The organism is Marisediminitalea alba, from assembly GCF_002993365.1.
Lineage (GTDB): Bacteria > Pseudomonadota > Gammaproteobacteria > Enterobacterales > Alteromonadaceae > Alteromonas > Alteromonas alba.
The window spans coordinates 54570-74452 of sequence record NZ_PVNP01000214.1 but is presented as its reverse complement, the minus strand read 5'-3'; the positions used below and the strand labels follow the sequence as shown (position 1 = coordinate 74452).

Annotated in this window: 15 protein-coding genes; 5 read left to right on the top strand and 10 right to left on the bottom strand. The window is 49.6% G+C overall.

Translation table 11 applies throughout. The features are described from left to right. The first annotated feature begins 19 nt into the window (after positions 1 to 19). Together tcdA and C6Y40_RS23670 are read left to right on the top strand one after the other, a co-directional pair. A complete protein-coding gene (tcdA, locus tag C6Y40_RS23675) occupies positions 20 to 793 on the top strand; it encodes a tRNA cyclic N6-threonylcarbamoyladenosine(37) synthase TcdA (RefSeq protein ID WP_105936852.1) in 774 nt (257 codons plus the stop codon). A gap of 61 nt (positions 794 to 854) precedes the next feature. Beyond that, positions 855 to 1262 carry a hypothetical protein gene (locus C6Y40_RS23670; protein ID WP_105936851.1) on the top strand — a complete coding sequence of 136 codons (408 nt, stop codon included), beginning with the start codon at positions 855 to 857 and terminating at the stop codon, positions 1260 to 1262. A gap of 1 nt (position 1263) precedes the next feature. On the opposite strand, the gene C6Y40_RS23665 is transcribed toward C6Y40_RS23670, so the two are convergent. Next, complete coding sequence (locus C6Y40_RS23665) at positions 1264 to 1752, bottom strand: DUF2919 family protein (RefSeq protein ID WP_105936850.1); 489 nt, start codon at positions 1750 to 1752, stop codon at positions 1264 to 1266. A gap of 401 nt (positions 1753 to 2153) precedes the next feature. Between C6Y40_RS23665 and rimO the strand changes: the two genes are divergently transcribed. After that, positions 2154 to 3596 carry a 30S ribosomal protein S12 methylthiotransferase RimO gene (gene rimO / locus C6Y40_RS23660; protein WP_105936849.1) on the top strand — a complete coding sequence of 481 codons (1443 nt, stop codon included), beginning with the start codon at positions 2154 to 2156 and terminating at the stop codon, positions 3594 to 3596. Between the two features lie 18 nt (positions 3597 to 3614). Here rimO and C6Y40_RS23655 read toward each other — a convergent pair whose 3' ends face one another. The 6 genes from C6Y40_RS23655 to C6Y40_RS23630 all read right to left on the bottom strand — a co-directional run bounded on the left by C6Y40_RS23655 (position 3615) and on the right by C6Y40_RS23630 (position 10501). After that, positions 3615 to 4274, bottom strand: a complete 660-nt coding sequence (locus C6Y40_RS23655; RefSeq protein ID WP_105936848.1) for an SDR family oxidoreductase — start codon at positions 4272 to 4274, stop codon at positions 3615 to 3617. Between the two features lie 46 nt (positions 4275 to 4320). Next, positions 4321 to 5079, bottom strand: coding sequence for a 3-deoxy-manno-octulosonate cytidylyltransferase (gene kdsB, locus C6Y40_RS23650; protein ID WP_105936847.1), 759 nt, complete (start codon positions 5077 to 5079; stop codon positions 4321 to 4323). An 8-nt stretch (positions 5080 to 5087) separates the two neighbouring features. Beyond that, entirely contained in the window at positions 5088 to 5294 is a 207-nt protein-coding gene (locus C6Y40_RS23645) for a Trm112 family protein (RefSeq protein ID WP_105936846.1), read from the bottom strand. A gap of 24 nt (positions 5295 to 5318) precedes the next feature. Next, positions 5319 to 6311, bottom strand: coding sequence for a tetraacyldisaccharide 4'-kinase (gene lpxK, locus C6Y40_RS23640; RefSeq protein WP_105936845.1), 993 nt, complete (start codon positions 6309 to 6311; stop codon positions 5319 to 5321). A gap of 2 nt (positions 6312 to 6313) precedes the next feature. Then, positions 6314 to 8056: a lipid A export permease/ATP-binding protein MsbA gene (gene msbA, locus C6Y40_RS23635; RefSeq protein WP_105936844.1), complete on the bottom strand. Its 1743-nt coding sequence runs from the start codon at positions 8054 to 8056 to the stop codon at positions 6314 to 6316. Between the two features lie 117 nt (positions 8057 to 8173). Further along, positions 8174 to 10501 (bottom strand): DNA internalization-related competence protein ComEC/Rec2, encoded by a 2328-nt coding sequence (locus C6Y40_RS23630; protein ID WP_105936843.1) that lies wholly within the window; start codon positions 10499 to 10501, stop codon positions 8174 to 8176. A 46-nt stretch (positions 10502 to 10547) separates the two neighbouring features. Between C6Y40_RS23630 and C6Y40_RS23625 the strand changes: the two genes are divergently transcribed. Both C6Y40_RS23625 and C6Y40_RS23615 read left to right on the top strand, forming a co-directional pair. Continuing rightward, positions 10548 to 11084: a DUF2062 domain-containing protein gene (locus tag C6Y40_RS23625; protein WP_105936842.1), complete on the top strand. Its 537-nt coding sequence runs from the start codon at positions 10548 to 10550 to the stop codon at positions 11082 to 11084. Between the two features lie 701 nt (positions 11085 to 11785). After that, positions 11786 to 12730 carry a transposase gene (locus C6Y40_RS23615; RefSeq protein WP_105936840.1) on the top strand — a complete coding sequence of 315 codons (945 nt, stop codon included), beginning with the start codon at positions 11786 to 11788 and terminating at the stop codon, positions 12728 to 12730. A 302-nt stretch (positions 12731 to 13032) separates the two neighbouring features. Here C6Y40_RS23615 and ligA read toward each other — a convergent pair whose 3' ends face one another. From ligA to smc, 3 genes are all read right to left on the bottom strand, one after another. Then, entirely contained in the window at positions 13033 to 15066 is a 2034-nt protein-coding gene (gene ligA, locus C6Y40_RS23610) for an NAD-dependent DNA ligase LigA (protein WP_105936839.1), read from the bottom strand. 68 nt (positions 15067 to 15134) lie between these two features. Beyond that, positions 15135 to 16364, bottom strand: a complete 1230-nt coding sequence (gene zipA / locus C6Y40_RS23605) for a cell division protein ZipA (RefSeq protein ID WP_105936838.1) — start codon at positions 16362 to 16364, stop codon at positions 15135 to 15137. Between the two features lie 21 nt (positions 16365 to 16385). Next, on the bottom strand, positions 16386 to 19853 hold the full coding sequence (smc, locus tag C6Y40_RS23600) for a chromosome segregation protein SMC (RefSeq protein ID WP_105936837.1): 3468 nt from the start codon (positions 19851 to 19853) through the stop codon (positions 16386 to 16388). Positions 19854 to 19883 lie beyond the last annotated feature (30 nt).

Genomic DNA, 19883 nt, shown 5'->3' with positions numbered 1-19883 from the left:
CAACCAAAAAGGGCCTGAAATGTTTGATTCACAACGCTTTGGCGGTGTTGCCCGGCTATATGGCGAGCAACAAACCTCGTACATTGCCGAGCTGCATATCGCAGTAATTGGCATTGGCGGGGTTGGCTCGTGGAGTGCTGAGGCGCTGGCCAGAACGGGCGTAGGTCAGATAACCCTGATTGATCTGGATGACATTTGTGTTACCAATACCAACCGCCAGATCCATGCCATGAATGATACCGTTGGTCAGGCCAAAGTTACGGTAATGGCACAGCGTATCAGTCAAATCAACCCGGCATGCAAAGTGAATGTGATTGAAGATTTTGTTACGCCGGACACGGTTATGGAGCATCTGGCTGGCAATTACGATGGAGTCATTGAAGCTACCGACTCCATCAAGGCTAAAGCCAGCATTATTTATTATTGCAAACGGAATAAATTACCCGTCGTTACTGTAGGCGGTGCCGGTGGTCAGGTTGACCCTACGCAAATAACCAGTGCCGATCTGGCTAAAACCATTCAGGATCCGCTGGCCGCAAAACTACGTAACGAATTACGCCGTAATTACGGGTTTTCAAAAAATCCCAAACGCCGGTTTAGTATCGAGTGCATTTATTCCACCGAACAGCTCCGCTATCCGCAGCCTGACGGCTCAGTGTGTCACAATAAATCACTTAACGACGGCAGCACCCGACTTGATTGTGCTTCCGGATTTGGTGCATCGGTTATGGTAACGGCCTCCTTTGGTATGTTTGCCGCCGCCAGGCTTATCAATAAACTCACCGGTATTTAAGTGTAACGCGGCTCGACATTTCACGCGGGCTCGCGCACAATACCGCAAAAGGAGAGCCATTATGCAACAACACGAACTAGAACAACTGATGGCAGACAGCGCGAAAGACGCTGTAGGTACCAGTCGGGATATGTTTAACATTGAGTTAGACTACAGCGCTGAAAGTATTGAGATGGTAGACAACCTGCTGCTGGCGTTTATCGACCGCTTTAAGGATCAAGCCCTGGAAGATAACGCGGTATTCACGCTGTGTAATATTTATGGTGCTTACATCGGTGAAGTTATGCGTAGCCTGATAGGCGGCAGCTGGCGGTATGACGAGTCAGATAAAACCGCGCCTTATGTGGTGCTGGATGTGGGTGAGTATTCTTACGCCTTTGCCGGAATTTGTTATGAACGTTTGGTTAATGACAGCCAGGTAAGTGTTAAGGCCTACTTTGATCAGGCTCTGGCAAATAACACTCAGTAATTTATTCTTCTGTCTGCTCCCTGACTGGCGGCTGACGCCAGTCATGTAACATGATGGCCAGGTGATGGCTGCGGTTAACCATATACATCAACGCAATCATCAGCAGTGCCACCGCACCAAGATAACCATTAAACTGCCAGCCGGCGCGCTCCAAAAAGCTGCCAATCAGTAACAACTGACACAAACTTCCCAGGGTGCAAAGCGGCTTTATCAATAAACGCCAGCCGGTATACCCTCGTTTCCACAAATGTTCCCTGAAGCTCATCAGTACGATCACCAGCAGAAAAGGTAGTGTCACTGCAATTTGCAGCCATAATACGTCGCTGTGCGGAAAGAAAATACGATAGAGCCTGTCAGACTCAGCCGGGATAGCGGTAAACGCCGCCACCAGCAGCAGATCGCGACAGGCTATTGCCAACATCCAGTATAACCATCGCGGCGGCAGTACCGTGCCGGCTTCGTCGTAATGTTTGAGTGGTAAAGGGATCATAAACTACTTAAAAATTCAGAAAAATGACCAGAAAAATGACTGTCCGTTAATACCGGGCCTTTCAGCCGGTAACAGCAAACCTGACTATACCGCGGGCAGATTGCATTTGCAGATCCCGCGGGCAGGCATTTGTGCCAGTTTAACACAGCCGCATCTCGGGCAAGAATGAATATTGCCGGGTTCAACAAACCGCTTTACTCCCCTTAATGGTTTTCGCATTTAAACCATGGATACAGTTATTTGGCGGAATGGCCTTAATCTAACCCTCTTGCGACGCCAATTGTTATCCAAATCACCGGTAATTTTTGTTATTCGACTCCCCCGCCGGGTGAACTTAACAATCTTTTTGGGTATAATCTGCGCCCTTTTGAAACTGCCGTCGCACACCATCAGAGCTCACTATGACCGTTGAAAAATTTGACCCGAAACAAACCACCACACTGGAAGGACCTAAAGCGGTGTTAAAGCAGCAATCAGAAACGACATCCAGCTCTGATACTGCGAAAGCAAAAATCGGTTTTGTGAGCCTCGGCTGTCCGAAAAACCTGGTGGACTCAGAACGAATTCTTACTCAGCTTCGCACTGAAGGGTACGAGGTAGTACCTACCTATAATGATGCCGCGCTGGTTATCGTGAATACCTGTGGTTTTATTGACGCAGCGGTGCAGGAATCACTGGATACCATTGGTGAAGCCCTGGCTGAAAACGGCAAAGTGATTGTGACCGGTTGTTTAGGCATTAAGGAAGATGAAATTCGTGAAGTACATCCCAATGTACTGGCGATAAGCGGCCCTCATGCCTACGAGGAAGTGGTTAATCAGGTTCATGACCACTTGCCCAAGCCGCAGCATAACCCGTTTGAACACCTTATTCCGGATCATGGCATTAAACTAACGCCCCGTCATTTTGCCTACCTTAAGATTTCCGAAGGTTGTAACCATCGCTGTACGTTTTGCATTATCCCCTCCATGCGCGGCGATCTGGTGAGCCGCCCTATCGGTGAAATTCTCGATGAAGCCCAGCGCTTAAAAAATGCCGGCGTAAACGAACTGCTGGTGATCTCGCAGGACACCAGTGCGTACGGCGTGGATATGAAGCATCGCACCGGGTTCTGGAACGGCATGCCGGTAAAAACTCACCTGCAACAGTTATGTGAAAAGCTCGGCGAAATGGGCATGTGGGTAAGACTGCACTATGTGTACCCCTACCCTCATGTAGATAACCTTATCCCGCTGATGAACGAAGGTAAAATCCTGCCCTATCTGGATATCCCCTTCCAACACGCCAATAAGCGCATCCTGAAATTAATGAAGCGTCCGGGTAGTTCAGAACGCTCGCTTGAACGGATCAAAAAATGGCGCGAGGAATGTCCGCAGCTCATCATTCGCTCCACTTTTATCGTTGGCTTTCCTGGTGAAACCGAAGAAGAGTTTGAGGAATTACTCGACTTTATGCGTGAAGCACAACTCGACCGGGTTGGTTGTTTTGCCTACTCGCCGGTTGAAGGGGCGGTGGCTAACGATCTGCCCGATCCGGTAGATGAAGACGTTAAACAAGAGCGTCTGGCCCGCTTTATGGCCGTTCAGGGCGAGATTAGCGCAGAACGTCTGAAACAACGTATTGGTCAGGAATATCAGGTAGTGATTGACTCAGTGGATGCGGAAGGCGCGGTTGGTCGTTGTTATGCTGATGCCCCGGAGGTAGACGGCGTGGTGCATTTAAACGGCGTTTACGATGTGACACCCGGCCAGCACGTCTGGGCTGAAGTCATCCATACCGATGAGCATGACATGTGGGCCGTGATGTCTGAAGAGCAGGATGAAACAGACGATGAGGCGGAGTAATCCGCCTCGGTAACCCTTTTACCAGGGGAGCTCATCACCCTTAGCGTGAATAAATCGCCCTGCATTCGCCAGGGTCAGTTCGCCAATCCGGGCAACCAGACTGGCCGCGGCAGTTTCGGCGTCAACATCTCCATTACCGCCCACCATTTCAGTTTGCACAAACCCGGGATGAAACAAGCCTACGGCAATGCCATCGGCTTTGAGGTCATTGGCCAGGGAAACGCCTGCGGCATTAAGCGCCGCCTTGCTCATGCGATAGCCGTAGTATCCGCCGGAACCGTTATCGGCCATTGATCCCATCCGACTGGTAATAAGGGCCACCTTGCTACCAGATGAAAGCTGTTTTAACAAACACTGGGTAACCAGTAACGGGCCCATGGCATTCACTTTGAACTGATAATCGATGGTATTGGGCTGCCAGTCGGTGATCGCCTCATTAGCCAGCACACCGGCATTATTGATTAGAACATCAATGTCAACATCACTTAAAGGTGCCAACGCTTGCGGTAGACTGTCTGGCACACCCACATCCACGCCACTGAGCACTTCTGCGTCGGTAGCATTCAGTGCATCTGAGCTGTTGCGGCACAGTGCATAAACCGAATGGCCAGCGGCCAGATACTGCTTCACTAACGCCAGGCCAATGCCGCGATTGGCTCCGGTAATAACAACATTCATATGATGACTCCTTACGCGCTTTACGTTCGCTATAAGCTCTTAGTACCTAATTATCCGCGGCCAGACTGGCCAGCAGGTTAGTCAGATCATCCGGCGTATCTATACCTACCGGCGGCTCCGACAGCGCTTCCTCAATATGGATAGCATCGTCATACCAAAGGGCCCTTAACTGTTCGAGCGACTCAATTTGTTCCAGGGCAGACGGCTCATAGCTCACATACTGATTAACATAGCTTGCGCTATAAGCATACAAACCAATATGGCGATAGTACAAGCCGGGATCCGCACTCACCGGAGGCTGCATCATAGTTTCGCGGGCAAAAGGTAACACTGATCGAGAAAAATACAGCGCTTTACCCGATGCAGAAAAGACCACTTTTACGATGTTGGGATTAAATACATCATCTTCGTGAGCAATGGGCGTGCACAGTGTTGCCATTTGCATAGCAGGGTTGGCTGCCAGGTTGGCCGCCACCTGACGGATATTGTCTGCTGGTACAAAGGGTTCATCACCCTGCACATTAACGATAATGGTGTCATCGGCGATCTGCTGGGTCTGGATCACTTCAGCAATACGCTCAGTGCCGGACGTATGCGTGGTGGCTGTCATCACCACGGTTGCAAACTGCGCGGCCACACTGGCAATGCGTTCATCATCGGTAGCGACAATGACCTTGCTGGCGCCTGCCTCATTGGCCCTGTCAACCACATGTTGAACCATGGGCTTGCCCTGAATATTCGCCAGCGGTTTACCAGGAAAGCGGCTGGACTGATAGCGGGCGGGAATGACAACCGTAAAATCCATGGGCAAGATTATCCTTTTTTCAGTGCTTCGAGTTCTTCAAGAGAGATCGCCGTGGCCTTCTCTTCCAGCAATACCGGAATACCATCGTTAATCGGGTAAACCAGACGGTCATAACGACATACCAGGCCAGGCTCATTATTGCTCTGTGTGTACATCAATTTTCCTTTGCACACGGGGCAGGCTATTATTTCCAGCAACTTTTTATCAAATGCCATGGTGTTTCCTTTGTTATTTTTTGTTCAGCGTGCAATACGCTGAATGAGCTGAGTATAAAAATCTTCGGCCAGCACCGCATCCACCGGCTGATACCAACAATTATCATGGGCGTGTGCCACCGCCTTCACTGCGTCTTTTTCGGTCATAACAACACAGCCGTCTGGAATATCCTGTTTACCGATAGCATGATGATCGGCCAGCGCAACACAATGATCAAGCCTGACGCCCATCTCTTTTAACTGGTTAAAAAAACGACTTGGATCGCCAATACCTGCCATGGCGGTAATAGGTGATTCCTGTTCCAGCTCCACAAGATCTCGCTGTAACTGGGGGTGCTGTACATTAATCAGTTTGCCAGGCTGCAACGACATTTGAAACGGTGTTGGCATATTGCTGATCTTTGGTGATTCAAGCGACTCACCAGGCTGATTTAAAATTAAGAAATCAATGGTTTTAAGCCGCCAGAGACCTTCACGTAACGGCCCCATAGGCAGCAATTGCTGGTTACCAAACAAACGTCGGTCGGCCACCACACACTCAACATCCCGGCCCAGCGCGTAATGCTGCAGGCCATCGTCACTGATGATCACTGTACAGCCTTGATCTACCAGTTGCTGTGCTGCTCGGGGGCGATTGGGATCGATAACCACCGGCACACCCGTGCGCCGCGCTATCAATAAAGGTTCATCGCCCACCATGGGGGCAGAGTCGTTTGCGCTAACCTGATGAGGAAACTCGGTGGTTTTAGCGCCATACCCACGACTTACCACACCGACTTTGTAGCCGGCCTGTTGGAGCCTCTCGCAAAGCGCCACTACCAAAGGCGTTTTGCCATTGCCGCCCACGGAAAGATTGCCAACCACTATAACCGGCACTGGCAGTGTTATGGTCTTTTTAACGCCCAGTCGAAACAGTAATCGACGTAATGCTGATAACAGAAAAAACAGCAGCGTAAAGGGCAACAGCAACCATTGATACCAGCGCCCTTCATACCACATGCGGTTAAGCGCCGACATCACTACTCACCAAATTGCAGCGCGTGTAACTGTGCATAAGCACCGCCCTTGTTGAGTAAGTCCTGATGCTTACCCTGCTCGATAATCTTACCCTGATCAATCACCAGGATCTGGTCGGCATTTTCGATAGTGGATAATCGGTGGGCAATAATAATACTGGTGCGATCCTGTTGTAACGTTACCAGGGCATCCTGAATCATCCGCTCTGATTCGGTATCCAGCGCCGAAGTTGCCTCATCGAGAATTAGCACTGGTGCATCCAGCAGCAATGCTCTGGCGATGGCCACCCGCTGCCGCTGGCCGCCAGACAACACAGAGCCATCTTCGCCAATCATGGTATCCAGACCGTCTTCGAGCAACTCTGCAAATTCCATTACGTGAGCCAGTTTGGCTGCTTTTTCAACGGCCTTTCTGGAGACGTTTTCCGCCACGCCATACGCAATATTGTTAGCGATAGTATCGTTAAACAAGGTTACCTGCTGGGAAACCAGCGCGATATTTTTGCGAAGCTCAGTGAGCCTAAATTCGTTGATATCGGTGTTATCCAGCGTGATCTGCCCTTGCTCAGGCAAATAGAAACGGGTGAGTAAGTTTGACATGGTTGACTTGCCGCTACCAGATCGGCCCACCAGCGCAATACTGGTGCCAGCGGGGACATCAAGATTCATATTATCGATCGCCGGAGTGTGCTTACCCGGATAAGTAAATGTTACGTTGTTAAAGCGTATGTTGCCCTTTACTTCGTTGGCATCAAGCACACCGATATCTTTTTCAATTTGCTCATCCAGCACGGCAAAGATGCTTTGGCAGGCTGCCATGCCTTTTTGAAACTCGCTGTTAACCGTAGTCAGCTGTTTTAACGGTTTTAGCAGCATCACCATATAAAATACGATGGTCACAAAGGTACCGGCGGTGAGCTCGGCCAGCATACCCGGCGTACTGGCAATATACAGCACCACCGCCAGGGCTATAGAAGCGATGACCTGAATGCTCGACACACTCAGGGTTTGTGTAACAGCCAGCTTCATAGTTTGCTGGCGATTGGTGTTATTCTTTTTGGCGAAGCGATCCTGCTCTTTTTGCTGACCACCAAACATTAAAACCACTTTGTGGCCTTTTACCACCTGCTCAACCGCGCTGGTAAGATTGCCCATGGACTTCTGGATATTGCGGCTAACCGTACGAAAGCGTTTGGTAACAAACGTTACGATAACGGCTACCACAGGCCCGACAAACAAAAATACCAGTGATAACTGCCAGGAGAGATAAAACATCCAGGCCAGGATCCCTATCACCAGGGCACCTTCACGCACCAGAATCGCCAGTGATTTACCTGCTGCACGGGCCACCTGGTCGGTATCGTAAATGACTTTAGAAATCAGATTGCCTTTAGCCTGCTGGTCGTGAAAGCTTACCGGTAGATGAATATATTTACTGAACAGTTGCTGACGCATGGTCATTACCACCTGAGCCCCAATCCAACTCAGCGCGTAGCTGCCCATAAAATTAAAAATGCCGCGAATAATAAAAACCGGTACCACAAGGTAGGCTGCCATGCGCAAATAACCGTAATCCTGGTTGTTCAGCGACCGGTCGATCACAGGCTGTACCTGCGAAATCACGAAGGTATCGAGTGCCGAGTAACCCACCATACCGATAAATGCCACAATAAAGGCAAGTTTGTAGGCTTTCAGGTAGCTAAAAAACCGTTTTACCGGCAATGCTTGAGTGTCATTCTGTTGCATAGTTCACTGTTTACTATAAAAATCGGCGCCATTGTACCTGCTATACCCATGACACACCAAAATAATCGATTCACGTTGCAAAACCGTTTGCACGGAATGGCTTTATTTATGGGCAGTTTACTGCTTTACAAACGTTTTATGATACCAGCGGCTTTGCTGACTCGCACGATAAGCATAAGTTCTAATGCCGTCGCTGGTAATATCAAAGCGCAAATAGCCACTCTCACTAACGAGCATTGCCTGGCTGCCCGCATTCCGGTAACGTTCAGCAACGTGCCCATGAGGAAAGCCCCAGCGATTAAGCCAGCCCTGAGAAAACACCACAAATTGCGGCTTTACCTGTTCGATAAAGGCAGTGGATGATGAGGTTTTACTGCCGTGATGCGGCGCCAGTATTATGTTGGACGTCAGCGCCTGACTAACTTTAGGTAAGCTCAACAAAATCTGCTCAGCCTTTTGCTCAATATCGCCCGGCAGTAATACGCTGTAGCGGCCATCGGTAACTCTAATTACGCAGGAGCCATCGTTATCAGACCAGTCTTCGCTAGCATCAGGTAAGGGCCAAAAGGCCTGCATGTTTAACCCCTGCCACTGCCATTTACCACCTGCATGGCAGTTATCTTCTGGGGTGACAATAGCAAGCTCAGGATACGTTTTGCGAATAAAATCTAACCCACCGGCATGGTCATTATCGAAATGACTGATAAATACCCGTTCGAGTTGCAAGCCGCGGATATGCAAAAAGGGGTGGATAACAGTCTCTACAAAATTGAACCCTGAGGCAAAGGACGCGCCGGTATCAAACAAAATAGCCTTGCTGTTGCGGCTGATAAGTGTGGCATTGCCCTGCCCCACATCAAATACATGGACCTGCCAGTCTTCCGTCTTCCTTGTTACCGGCAGGTATCCGCCAGAACAAGCCAGGAGCATAACGATCAACAAAAGCAATCGCCCTTTAAAAGGCGGGAGTAAAATAAGTAACAGCGCTATCAAACTGGCCATCAACCAGGTAGAAGTGAATACCGGAAAAGCCGCATAGTCACCAACAAAACTAGCCACTTGGTCAAGCAACTGCATCAGCCATTCGAGCACCTTGCCGCAACCATACAACACCCAGGAAGTGATGAGATGATCAACCGGCAAAACGATGAGCATTAACAATCCCAGCAGACACAAAGGGATCACCAGCAATGACATAACCGGTACGATCAGTAAATTAATCAACGGCGAAATCAAACTAACCTGCCCCAGCAGCGCGCCCACTAGCGGTGCCATAAGCACACTCAGCGTGAGCTGTAACAGCACCACTCCCCTAATCCAATTACCACCGCGGGATGACGTTTCCCACCACCAGTGTAACCAGATGATTATGGCCACCGCCCCCACACTCAGATACAAAGCCGCCCCGTAAACGGCCATGGGGTCCAGCAAAATGCTCACAGACAATGTGAGTAACACCAGTGTGAGTCGCGACAATCGAAGATTAAACAAATGCAGCACAGCGATAATGAGCAACGCACAATAAGCTCGCAAAACGGCGGTTTGCCAATCAGCCAGGTAGGCATAAAAGCCACAGGTAGCCAGCACAAAAATAAAAGCAGTTAGATACAGACTTTTTGGTAGGGTAAAACTTAACCATGCAGAGGCAGCAATCCAGCCTCTGAAAAAAATAAGGATTGCGCCTGCCACAATCATCAGGTGCAAGCCAGAGATAGCAAACAGATGGGCAGTGCCCGTTTGCTGTAACAACTGCCAGTCTGATTTTGTAAATTCCTGGCGCTCACCGAACAATAAAGCCAGCAGCCATTTCTCGCCCGGCAGTTGTAATGAGGTTAGTCTGGATTTTAAGCGATTACGGGTAGATGTATCAGGCTCAATAAGTGCAATGCGATGGCCGCGCACGTAGCCGGTTTTAACTATTCGTTGACTCACATACCAGCGCTGCATATCAAAGCCCGCAGGATTAGCAATGGCCCGGGCCGGTTTGATTCTGGCAGCGGTGCGAATACGCTGACCGTTAGTAAACGCGGCCTGCGGCCGGTAGTAATGTAATTGGACCGCCCACTGCTTATCCCAGACATACTTATCCACGCTATTACCGGTCAGGATTAGTCTGTCGTAGTCGGCAAAACGCTGATATCCAACAACTCGTCCCTCAATTATGACATCTTGTTGAATTTCACCACCAAGCTGTTGCCACTTGAGGTATGATTGCCCTACACTCGTTGCCACAAAAAGGCCGGCAGTTGCAGCAGCCATAGCAACCCAGGCAAAGCATAACGGTTTTTGCCATCGTTTTGCGTTACAATACTCAGCTATGAGTAACGCCGTGGCTGATAGTGATATAAATGCCAGCACAAACGGCAACCCGCTGTGGGGCAGTTCTGACCACCAGCGACCTGAAATCACTGCGCCGCTAAATGCTGTCGCCGCAGTTGTTAGCATGCTTGTATTCACCAGTGACTCTGTTTGAGAAAAGATTGTTAGATTTATGCCGAAGAAGTTTATAAAACGCTATTTGCCTGATCCGCATTCGATAAAGGAAAATCGGGCCTTAAAAATCTTTGGCAGCATTCTTCATGAGCCCAATTTATGGCATCTGAACCGAAAATCCGCTTCCGGTGCTTTCGGTATCGGATTGTTCTTTGCGTTTTGGCCGGTGCCTTTTCAAATGTGGTTATCGGCGGCCACCGCAATTCCCTGCCGGGTGAATCTACCATTGTCTGTAGCAACCGTCTGGATCACTAATCCCTTTACCATGCCTCCCATATTCTACGGCGCCTATTTAGTAGGCTCTACTGTCCTTGGGACCAAGTCTGAGGCCTTTCACTTTGAGCCCACCTGGGACTGGGTTGTCAACTCGTTGTCGACCATCGGACCGTCTTTCTTACTTGGCTGTGGGATCTGTTCGGTGGTATTTGGTTTAACCGGCTACTATACGCTGAACTGGCTATGGCGCTTCTCGGTTCGCAAAGCCTGGCAGTTGAGAAAAGAAAAACGCCGCCAAGCACAGCAAAACCAGCATTGAACAAGCGGAGTCCAGCTTAAATCACTAGCGAACGTTAGCCTTTAAACTAGATATGGGTGTGGTTTATTTAATTGGGTCTGACAGTCAAAGATGATGCATCATCGGTTTCGACCAACAACATTTTATGGGCGAGTTAAAAGGGACAGTCACTTTCTATACTGTTGTTAAGATGACTGATAGCCGCTATTAATTGAAGCAGAAGTCACGCAGTGCTCTTGTATTAAAAATGCAGTGCTAATCTTGTTAAATTAAAATATGGACTATTTAATATATACTAGTGTTCATAAGGAAATGAAAATGAAATACTTGATAGTAAAATCGGAAATAATTGCTTTTTATTTTTTTATTCTCCCCTTACTGCTGTTCACAATAATAGGTTTTATAGATACCCCCCCTTTCGTCGTATTCAACTTTACTATTTTCGCGATTGTTCTGATTGGTCTGGTGCTGATTCACGCAACGTACAGCTATGTTATCGAGAACCATATGGAAGAAGTTAAAGAGTCACAGCCCTTTATGCTATTGTTGCCATCAACTTTAGTACTGTTTCTTATCTGCATCACTTTGTATTACAACTATGTAATATAGAGCGGAATAATAGGAATAATAGGGACAGTCACTTGCTAGACTCAAGTCCAGTTGGATTTAGTCTTTGTGCTGGCACAATGAGTACACAATTTTTCTAATTTTAGTGAAGCTTCGTGCCCAGACCACGTAAAAGCCTTATCAACCTTTCTGATACCCCTTACTATCACTGTGTTTCCCGCTGTGTTCGACGGGCGTATTTATGTGGTGAAGATAATCAGACAGGCAAGAGCTACGAGCATCGCCGGCAGTGGGTTGAAGACCGACTACTGTTTTTGGCAGAGGTGTTCTGTGTTGATGTGTGCGCCTATGCAGTAATGAGCAACCACACCCATTTGGTCTTACGCATTAATAAACAAAAAGCCGATTCGTTAAGTGTTAAAGATATCATCAGGCGGTGGCATCGGCTTTATAAAGGCATGTTGTTGTCTCAACGCTATATTGACGACGCTGAGTCGACTACGTTGTCTAAAGTGGAAATTGAAACGGTACATAGCCTGGCTGAAATTTACCGTAAACGACTGTACGATATCAGCTGGTTTATGCGGTTGCTTAATGAATACATCGCCCGACGAGCCAATAAAGAGGATGATTGTACAGGTCATTTCTGGGAGGGGCGGTTTAAGTCACAGGCGCTCCTGGATGAAGCATCGATAGCCGCCTGCATGGCGTATGTTGACTTAAATCCAGTACGTGCCTGTTTGGCTGATACCCCAGAAGAATCAAACCACACCAGCATTCAAAAACGTATTAGTGCGGCTAAATCGAACAAACAGCCAAATTCATTACTTCCCTTTGCAGGCAATCCGCGTAACAACATGCCTGACGGCTTACCTTTTCAACTAGGAGAGTATTTTATACTGGTTGAATATTCAGGCCGCTATTTACATCCCAACAAATCTGGCAATATCGATTATTCATTATCACCTATCCTGAGCCGGGTTGGATTAACTTATTGTGACTGGAAAAAGATGGTAACCGGTATTGAAACAGCTTTTAAATCATCGGTAAGCATTGAAAAACTGCACAATCAACGCCAAAAACAAACGGGGTTCGGGTAAAGCATGCCTATACTCACAAGGCAACGACAGTATTAGTCATAATTCTTCACCCCATATCACCTAACACTGAGCGAAGTGTGATTGCCGGCTATTTAACAGCCTTGTTCGTTTTACTAAGACCAATCACTTCAATTACGCAATTTGAAAAATAAAAAGCTCCCAGGTCAGTTCTTTGATGCAATGAAAATTAATTTATGCATCAAACCAAGAAGCTGAATTATTAAATAATTGAGTGCCTGTCCATAATCGAAGAAGGAAGTTCTCTTACAGACAGGACGGCCGAACGTCGTCCGGCATGTTATTTATACCAGACCGTTATCCGTCAGAAACGCCATTAAACGTTCTTCATCCCACACTTCCACACCCAGCTCCTGGGCTTTGGCCAGTTTGGATCCGGCTTTTTCGCCGGCCACCAGAAAGTCGGTTTTTGCAGATACACTGCCTGCCACCTTGGCGCCCGCCTGCTGCAGTAATGCCTTTACATCATTCCGGGACATTTGGCTCAGCGTGCCGGTAACCACGCAGGTTTTGCCGTCGAGCACCAGATCCGCCTCGTCAGGCGCTTCAATCTCCGGCCAGTTTAAGCCTGCACTAAGTAAACCCTCTAGCACCTCTGTATTGTGCGACTCATTAAAGAAGTTAAACACATGCTCAGCGACCACAACCCCCACGTCCTGCACTGCCTGTAAATCATCCAGGCTCGCGTTTTGGATCGCTTCTAAGGTTTGAAAATGCAGTGCCAGATTAGCCGCAGTGGTTTCGCCTACTTCACGGATCCCCAAAGCGTACAGAAATTTAGGTAATGTGGTCTGCTTGGCATTGTGAATTGCCTGCAACAAATTGGCCGCCGACTTATCACCCATCCGCTCCAGTTGAATCAACGCGGGGAACGTCAGGTTAAAAATATCCACTGGTGTTTTTAGTAGCCCGGCGTCTACCAATTGCTCTATCAGTTTGTCACCCAGCCCGTCTATATCCAGCGCTTTGCGTGATGCAAAATGCTTTAATGCCTGCTTGCGTTGGGCCGGGCAAATTAACCCTCCGGTACAGCGAGCCACGGCTTCATCGGCCAGTTTTTCTACCTGGGAGTCACACACCGGGCACTGAGCCGGAAACTGAATTTTCCGGGCGTCATCCGGTCGCTTATCAGCAACCACTGAAACAACCTGCGGAATAACATCCCCCGCCCGGCGAATAATCACGGTATCGCCGATACATACACCCAATCGCTCTACTTCATCCTGATTGTGTAAGGTAGCGTTTGATACCGTTACGCCGCCAACAAATACCGGTTCAAGGCGGGCAACCGGCGTGATCGCACCTGTGCGTCCAACCTGAAACTCTACGTCGAGCAAGCGGGTCATCTCTTCCTGCGCCGGAAACTTCTGTGCAATAGCCCAGCGAGGTGCCCGGGCAACGAATCCCAGTTGTTGTTGCAGGGCGATAGCATCCACCTTAAACACTACGCCATCGATATCGTAAGCAAGGCCATCACGGCGCGACAGGATTTGCTCATAGTACGCTAAACAACCGCTGGATCCTTCCGTAATGCCGATATCCGGGCATAAGGGGATCCCCCACTCTGCTAGCTGCCTAAGACGCTCATGGTGACTGTCCGGTAAGGTGAAATCGTCCGGTGCCACAACGCCCAGCGAATATGCATAAAACATTAACGGGCGTTTAGCGGTAATCCGGGAGTCCAGTTGACGTAAGCTGCCGGCAGCCGCGTTACGTGGGTTAGCAAACACCTTAAGCCCGGCATTACGCTGGTTTTCGTTGAGTTTTTCAAACCCATCGCGAGGCATAAACACTTCACCGCGCACTTCAATTCTTTCGGGTAAGTCAGCGCCGCGTAATTTCAGTGGCACGTTGGCGATAGTCCTAACATTGGCGGTGATATTTTCACCTACCTGGCCATCTCCGCGGGTAGCAGCACGTACCAGCACGCCATTCTCGTATAAAATCGACACGGCCAGTCCGTCGAGTTTTGGCTCACAGCTAAAGGCCAGCTTATTATCGGCTTTAAGGCGGTCGAGCAGGCGTTTTTCAAAAGCTTTCAGATCGGCTTCTTCAAAAGCGTTATCCAGCGACAACATTGGCACTTCGTGGGTTACCTGTTCAAAGGCTCCCAGCGGTTCTCCGCCTACCTTCTGACTGGGTGAATCCGGGGTAATAAGCTCAGGATGCTCGGCTTCCAGTGCCTGTAGAGCTTGCATCTGACGATCGTATTCGCTGTCGGGCACACTGGGATCATCCAGCACGTAGTACTGATAGTTATAGTCATTAATTTTCTCGCGCAAGGCTTCGAGTTGCGCGATGACGGTTTGATCACTCATGGGAATTGCTCATTTGATGTTGTACTGCTGCCTTTTAACAGTAGTACAACGAATTCAGGATAGTAAACTTAGTGACGGGCAATCATACGTTTGCGTTCAAAGTCGCGGATCTTTTCAACGTACTGCTGTAAGCCCTGTTTGGATAACACGCTGCGGCGACCGTCGAGCACCTGAGCATTAAACTCATCAGCAATCTTACGGGCGGCATTATGCATCATATTAAATACCTGATGCGGGTCGCCTTCTATTGGCAGTAGCATAAACAGCGAAACGCCGCGTGTTGTGAAAGTTTCCAGGTTATCAATATCAAAATTACCCGGTTTGAACATGTTCGCTAAGCTAAACAGCACCGGGCCTTTGCCATTGGAATTAACATGGCGATGGAAAATGTCCTGATCACCAAACTTAAAGCCCAGGGTTAACAGCATCGGGAGTAATGCCGCGCCACTGATGGGTGCATCCTCCGGGGCCCGTACGTTGAGGATCAGCACTTCCGGCTCTACCTGCGCGGCAGGCTGAGCAGCTTGGGCCTCGGCAGCCTTAACCGAATCATCAAAATCAATTTGCATCTGATCTTCATCACCAAAACGCGGTTCCTGGCGCTTGCGGCTGGCCGGGCGGCTGCGCTTTTTAGGTGACGCAGGCGCTGCTTCCGGCGCTTTTTCAGTTTGCTCTTCGGTTGCCGCGGTTTTGGATTCTGGCGGCGCGGGTTGGGTATCCAGAGAAAAGTTGTCCTGCTCTTCACGCGGTGCAGACTCTGGTTTTGCCTCAGGCTGAGCACTTTGCTCTTCCTTTAACAAGAATGACGGCGGTGCCGGCACTGAATCCGGTAGCTCGACAACGTTATCGTGCTGATACTGTGGTTTCGGATTGGTCACTACCGAAGCATAAAGCTGTTCTTTAGGTGTCTCGGCAGGCTTGTTAGCGGGCTCACTTTCAGTGGTATCAGTGTCGTCATTATCAGCCGAAGCGGAAGACTCAACGGTGTCGTCCTCTTCAGTTTCGCCAGAGGTTTCGTCTTTCACGTTGACGGCATCGTACTCTGACTCATCAGCGTCGGTTGTCGAATGACGAACCACCCGCACTTCGCCAATGCCATACTCATCAAACTCGTCAGCAGATTTCAGGTTGCTTTGCTCGGCGTCACGCTCTTCATCCTGCCAGCCCTCTGGCTCAATACGCCGCTGGGGCTTTTTGGCCTGACTGTTTTTGCGGATATTCCATAAGCCATGTGCCAGCACACCAAGGATAAAGAACCCACCCAGTAGCAACAATGACAAACGTAATTCTTCTTCCATCGACTTCTTTCGCCTTTAAATTTATGCGTCTACCATGGAGACGGCCTCATCGACATCCACGGCTACCATGCGTGATACGCCCGGTTCAGCCATGGTGACACCTGTCAGGTGACTCGCCATCTCCATCGCAATTTTATTATGTGATATGTATATAAACTGTACCGATTTCGACATTTCAGAAACCAGGTTACAGAAGCGTCCGACGTTAGCATCATCCAGTGGCGCATCCACTTCATCCAACAGGCAAAATGGCGCCGGATTAAGCCTGAAAATTGCAAACACCAATGATAATGCGGTTAAGGCTTTTTCTCCACCGCTAAGCAGATGAATTGTACTATTTTTCTTGCCGGGCGGACGGGCCATTATGGTCACGCCAGTCTCCAGTAAATCATCATCGGTTAAGGCAAGATAAGCCGAGCCCCCGCCAAATACCTTGGGAAAGAGCATTTTAAGATCTTCATTCACCTGCTCAAAGGTCTGACTAAAGCGGGAGCGGGTTTCACGATCAATTTTACGTATAGCGTTTTGTAATGTTTCAAGGGCGTCATTAAGGTCGTCAAATTGCGTGTCCAGGTGCGCTTTGCGTTCTGCCTGAACGTCGTATTCTTCCACTGCCGCCAGGTTAACAGCACCAAGCCGGCTAATGGCCGCGGTAGTCTGTTCCAGCTCCCGTTGCCAGTTGGTCTCGCTGGTTTCGGCCGGCAGGGTTTCCAGTACCGCTTTAAGTGTGACCCCAATTTCGCTGAGTTGTTCCAGAATGGCCGTGCCCCGCACGCGGTAACCTTCCGCCTCGATTTTCAGGCTGTCGAGCTGCTCCTGCCGTTTGGCAATATCACCAACAATTGCCTGCTGCCCTTGCATTGCCTGATTGAGCAACTCTTGGGCATGTTCCAGATCCTGCTGTAAACTGTAGCGCTGCTCTTCAAGCGCCGCTTTTTCGGCCAGCAAATCCTGCAGTTGCGCAGCTTGTTCGGTTTGTGGTTGATTGAGCGATTGTTGCTCTTGCTCCAACTGGGCGGCGCGCTGCCCGAGACTGGTAAGTTGCTGACTAATCCGCTGCTGCTGTGAATTTAACGATTGCTGCTTATTACGGCTCTCCTGCAGTTTGAGGGCCATCTGATGCAGTTCACGGGTATTTTGCTCATACTGGCTACGCTGACTGCTAAGCTGCTGCTGGAGCGACTGTTGCTGATCCTGCAGCCGCGCCTGGCGCTCCGCCTGTTCTGCCAGCTCCATTTCATAGTTTTCCAGCCCTTCATTGAGCATAGCCAGTTCGGTAGCCTCTTCTTCAAGCTGCTCTTGTTGGCGATTCAGCTCATCGTCCAGGCGTTCGCGTTTCTGTGCTTCCTGGCGTTGTTGTTCGCTCAACCAGCTTAAACGCTGAGTCAGTTGCTGGCGCTGATTATTGCGTTCATTCAATCCGCCCTCACTGGCACTCACCTGCTCCCGCGCCTGTTCTATGTTGTTCTGCGCTTCGCTCTCCTGTTCCTCAAGCGTAGCAAGCTTTGCTTCCTGAGCGGCGATAGTATCATTGAGTTCCTCGATTTGTTCGGCACGCTGTAACACGCCCTGCTCGGTATCCTGCTCACCATAGCGAAACCAATCGGGGCCAAACCACTGGCCATCATGGGTAACGATTAGCTGATTTTCACCAGCCTGTTGGCGCATCGCCAGAGCATTTTCGACATCTTCTGCCACCAGTATCTGATTAAACTGATGAGGAACCCATTCATCTTCCAATAAGGCCGCTACACTACCGGACTGCTTATCCCGAGTTAAAGCTGCCTGGCTAAAATACTTAACACCTGCGCTTAAACTTTCCTGATTTTCGGTTAGTGTTGCGAGGCTCTCGCCACTCGCCAGTTGCGCATCACCAAGCTCACTGAGCACATGTTCAATAATGGCCGCAGCGCCTGGCTTTGGCGTTAACTGCTGCCACAGCGGAACCACACCTTCAGGTTGAGGCCCGGTGGGACTGGCGGCTTGTTGCAGGGTTTCAAGCGCTACGAGCCGGGATTGATTTTGCTGTAACTCAGCACGCATTGACTGAGTGTGTTGCCGCGCCTGTTCGTAGTGGCGCTGGGATTGCTCCAGGGTCTGCCTGGCGCTTTGTACCTTATCCTGCTGCTCAAGGATCTGTTCTGCCAGCATTTCCAGCTCTAGCTGCAAATCGTCGATGGCCTGCTGATGGTCGGCCTGGGAAAATTCTTGTATCTCGCGTTCCAGCTCACCAATTCGTTGCTGTGTACGCATCTGCATCTGCAACAACGACTGCACTTTACTGTGGTGAGAATGCACTTGCTGCTTAAGCTGATGGTACTGCTGGTCGGTTTGCTGAAAATCGCGCTGATGCTGGTGTAATGCGGCCTCAGCCTGGTCACGCGTAACCTCTAACTGCTCACAGGCAGCTTGCTGAATCTCGTAAGCGGGCTCTAATTCCACAACCAGTTCCGCGTGTTCTTCAGCCTGTACGGTCAGTAATTCTTGTTCTTCATTCAGGGCCTCTTGCTGGGTCTGGATGTCGCTTAGTTCGCTATCAATTTGCTTCAGACGTTGCTGATTATGCAGCGCTGACTGCTCCAGCCGGGAAATCGTAGCACTCACCGTAAATAAATTCTGCTGCAGGTAATCAAGCTTTTGCTTACAGGTTTGCTGCGTGTCACGGTATTTCTCGATACCGGCCTCATCGCCCCGTTGCCTCGCTCTGAGCGCTTCAATATCGGTATCCAGTTGCTGCTGCGTTTGTTGCAGTTTTTGCAAATGGTCATCATGTTTGAGCCAGCGAATAGCGGCCAGTTCACTCTTTAACGTACGTTCCTGCGCTTTAAGCGTAGTATAACGCTTGGCTGCTGCTGCCTGACGCTGTAACTTTTCAAGCTGCCTGCCCAGTTCTCCGCGCACATCTTCCAGACGTTCGAGGTTGTCCTGGGTATGGCGAATACGGTTTTCCGTTTCCCGCCTACGCTCCTTATACTTAGAGATACCAGCCGCTTCTTCGATGAACACCCGCAACTCCTGGGGCTTGGACTCGATTAGCCGGGATATCATGCCCTGCTCGATAATGGCGTAACTGCGCGGGCCCAATCCCGTCCCTAAAAACAGGTCTGTAACATCACGGCGACGGCATTTACTGCCATTTAAAAAATAAGTGGAGATGGCGTCACGGGTAACAACGCGCTTAATCGACAATTCGTTGTATTTGGCATATTCACCGGCGATCCGGCCACTGGAGTTATCAAACACCAGCTCAACACTGCACTGTCCTACGGGCTTACGGGCCGACGAACCATTAAATATTACGTCGGTCATGGCATCACCACGCAGGTTTTTGGCGGAGCTTTCCCCCAGCACCCAGCGAACCGCATCAATTACGTTAGACTTACCACAACCATTCGGGCCTACAATGGCTGTCATATCGCCGGGAAAGGGGATCGTGGTGGGATCAACGAAAGATTTAAAACCGGCCAGGCGGATTTTCTTAAGACGCACAACACCACCACTCTGTTAAAAGAGCGTTAT

Coding starts and splice junctions, on each gene's coding strand:
- tcdA (WP_105936852.1), top strand. CDS start 20: ATGTTTGATTCACAACGCTTTGGCGGTGTTGCCCGGCTATATGGCGAG.
- C6Y40_RS23670 (WP_105936851.1), top strand. CDS start 855: ATGCAACAACACGAACTAGAACAACTGATGGCAGACAGCGCGAAAGAC.
- C6Y40_RS23665 (WP_105936850.1), bottom strand. CDS start 1,752: ATGATCCCTTTACCACTCAAACATTACGACGAAGCCGGCACGGTACTG.
- rimO (WP_105936849.1), top strand. CDS start 2,154: ATGACCGTTGAAAAATTTGACCCGAAACAAACCACCACACTGGAAGGA.
- C6Y40_RS23655 (WP_105936848.1), bottom strand. CDS start 4,274: ATGAATGTTGTTATTACCGGAGCCAATCGCGGCATTGGCCTGGCGTTA.
- kdsB (WP_105936847.1), bottom strand. CDS start 5,079: ATGGATTTTACGGTTGTCATTCCCGCCCGCTATCAGTCCAGCCGCTTT.
- C6Y40_RS23645 (WP_105936846.1), bottom strand. CDS start 5,294: ATGGCATTTGATAAAAAGTTGCTGGAAATAATAGCCTGCCCCGTGTGC.
- lpxK (WP_105936845.1), bottom strand. CDS start 6,311: ATGTCGGCGCTTAACCGCATGTGGTATGAAGGGCGCTGGTATCAATGG.
- msbA (WP_105936844.1), bottom strand. CDS start 8,056: ATGCAACAGAATGACACTCAAGCATTGCCGGTAAAACGGTTTTTTAGC.
- C6Y40_RS23630 (WP_105936843.1), bottom strand. CDS start 10,501: ATGCTAACAACTGCGGCGACAGCATTTAGCGGCGCAGTGATTTCAGGT.
- C6Y40_RS23625 (WP_105936842.1), top strand. CDS start 10,548: ATGCCGAAGAAGTTTATAAAACGCTATTTGCCTGATCCGCATTCGATA.
- ligA (WP_105936839.1), bottom strand. CDS start 15,066: ATGAGTGATCAAACCGTCATCGCGCAACTCGAAGCCTTGCGCGAGAAA.
- zipA (WP_105936838.1), bottom strand. CDS start 16,364: ATGGAAGAAGAATTACGTTTGTCATTGTTGCTACTGGGTGGGTTCTTT.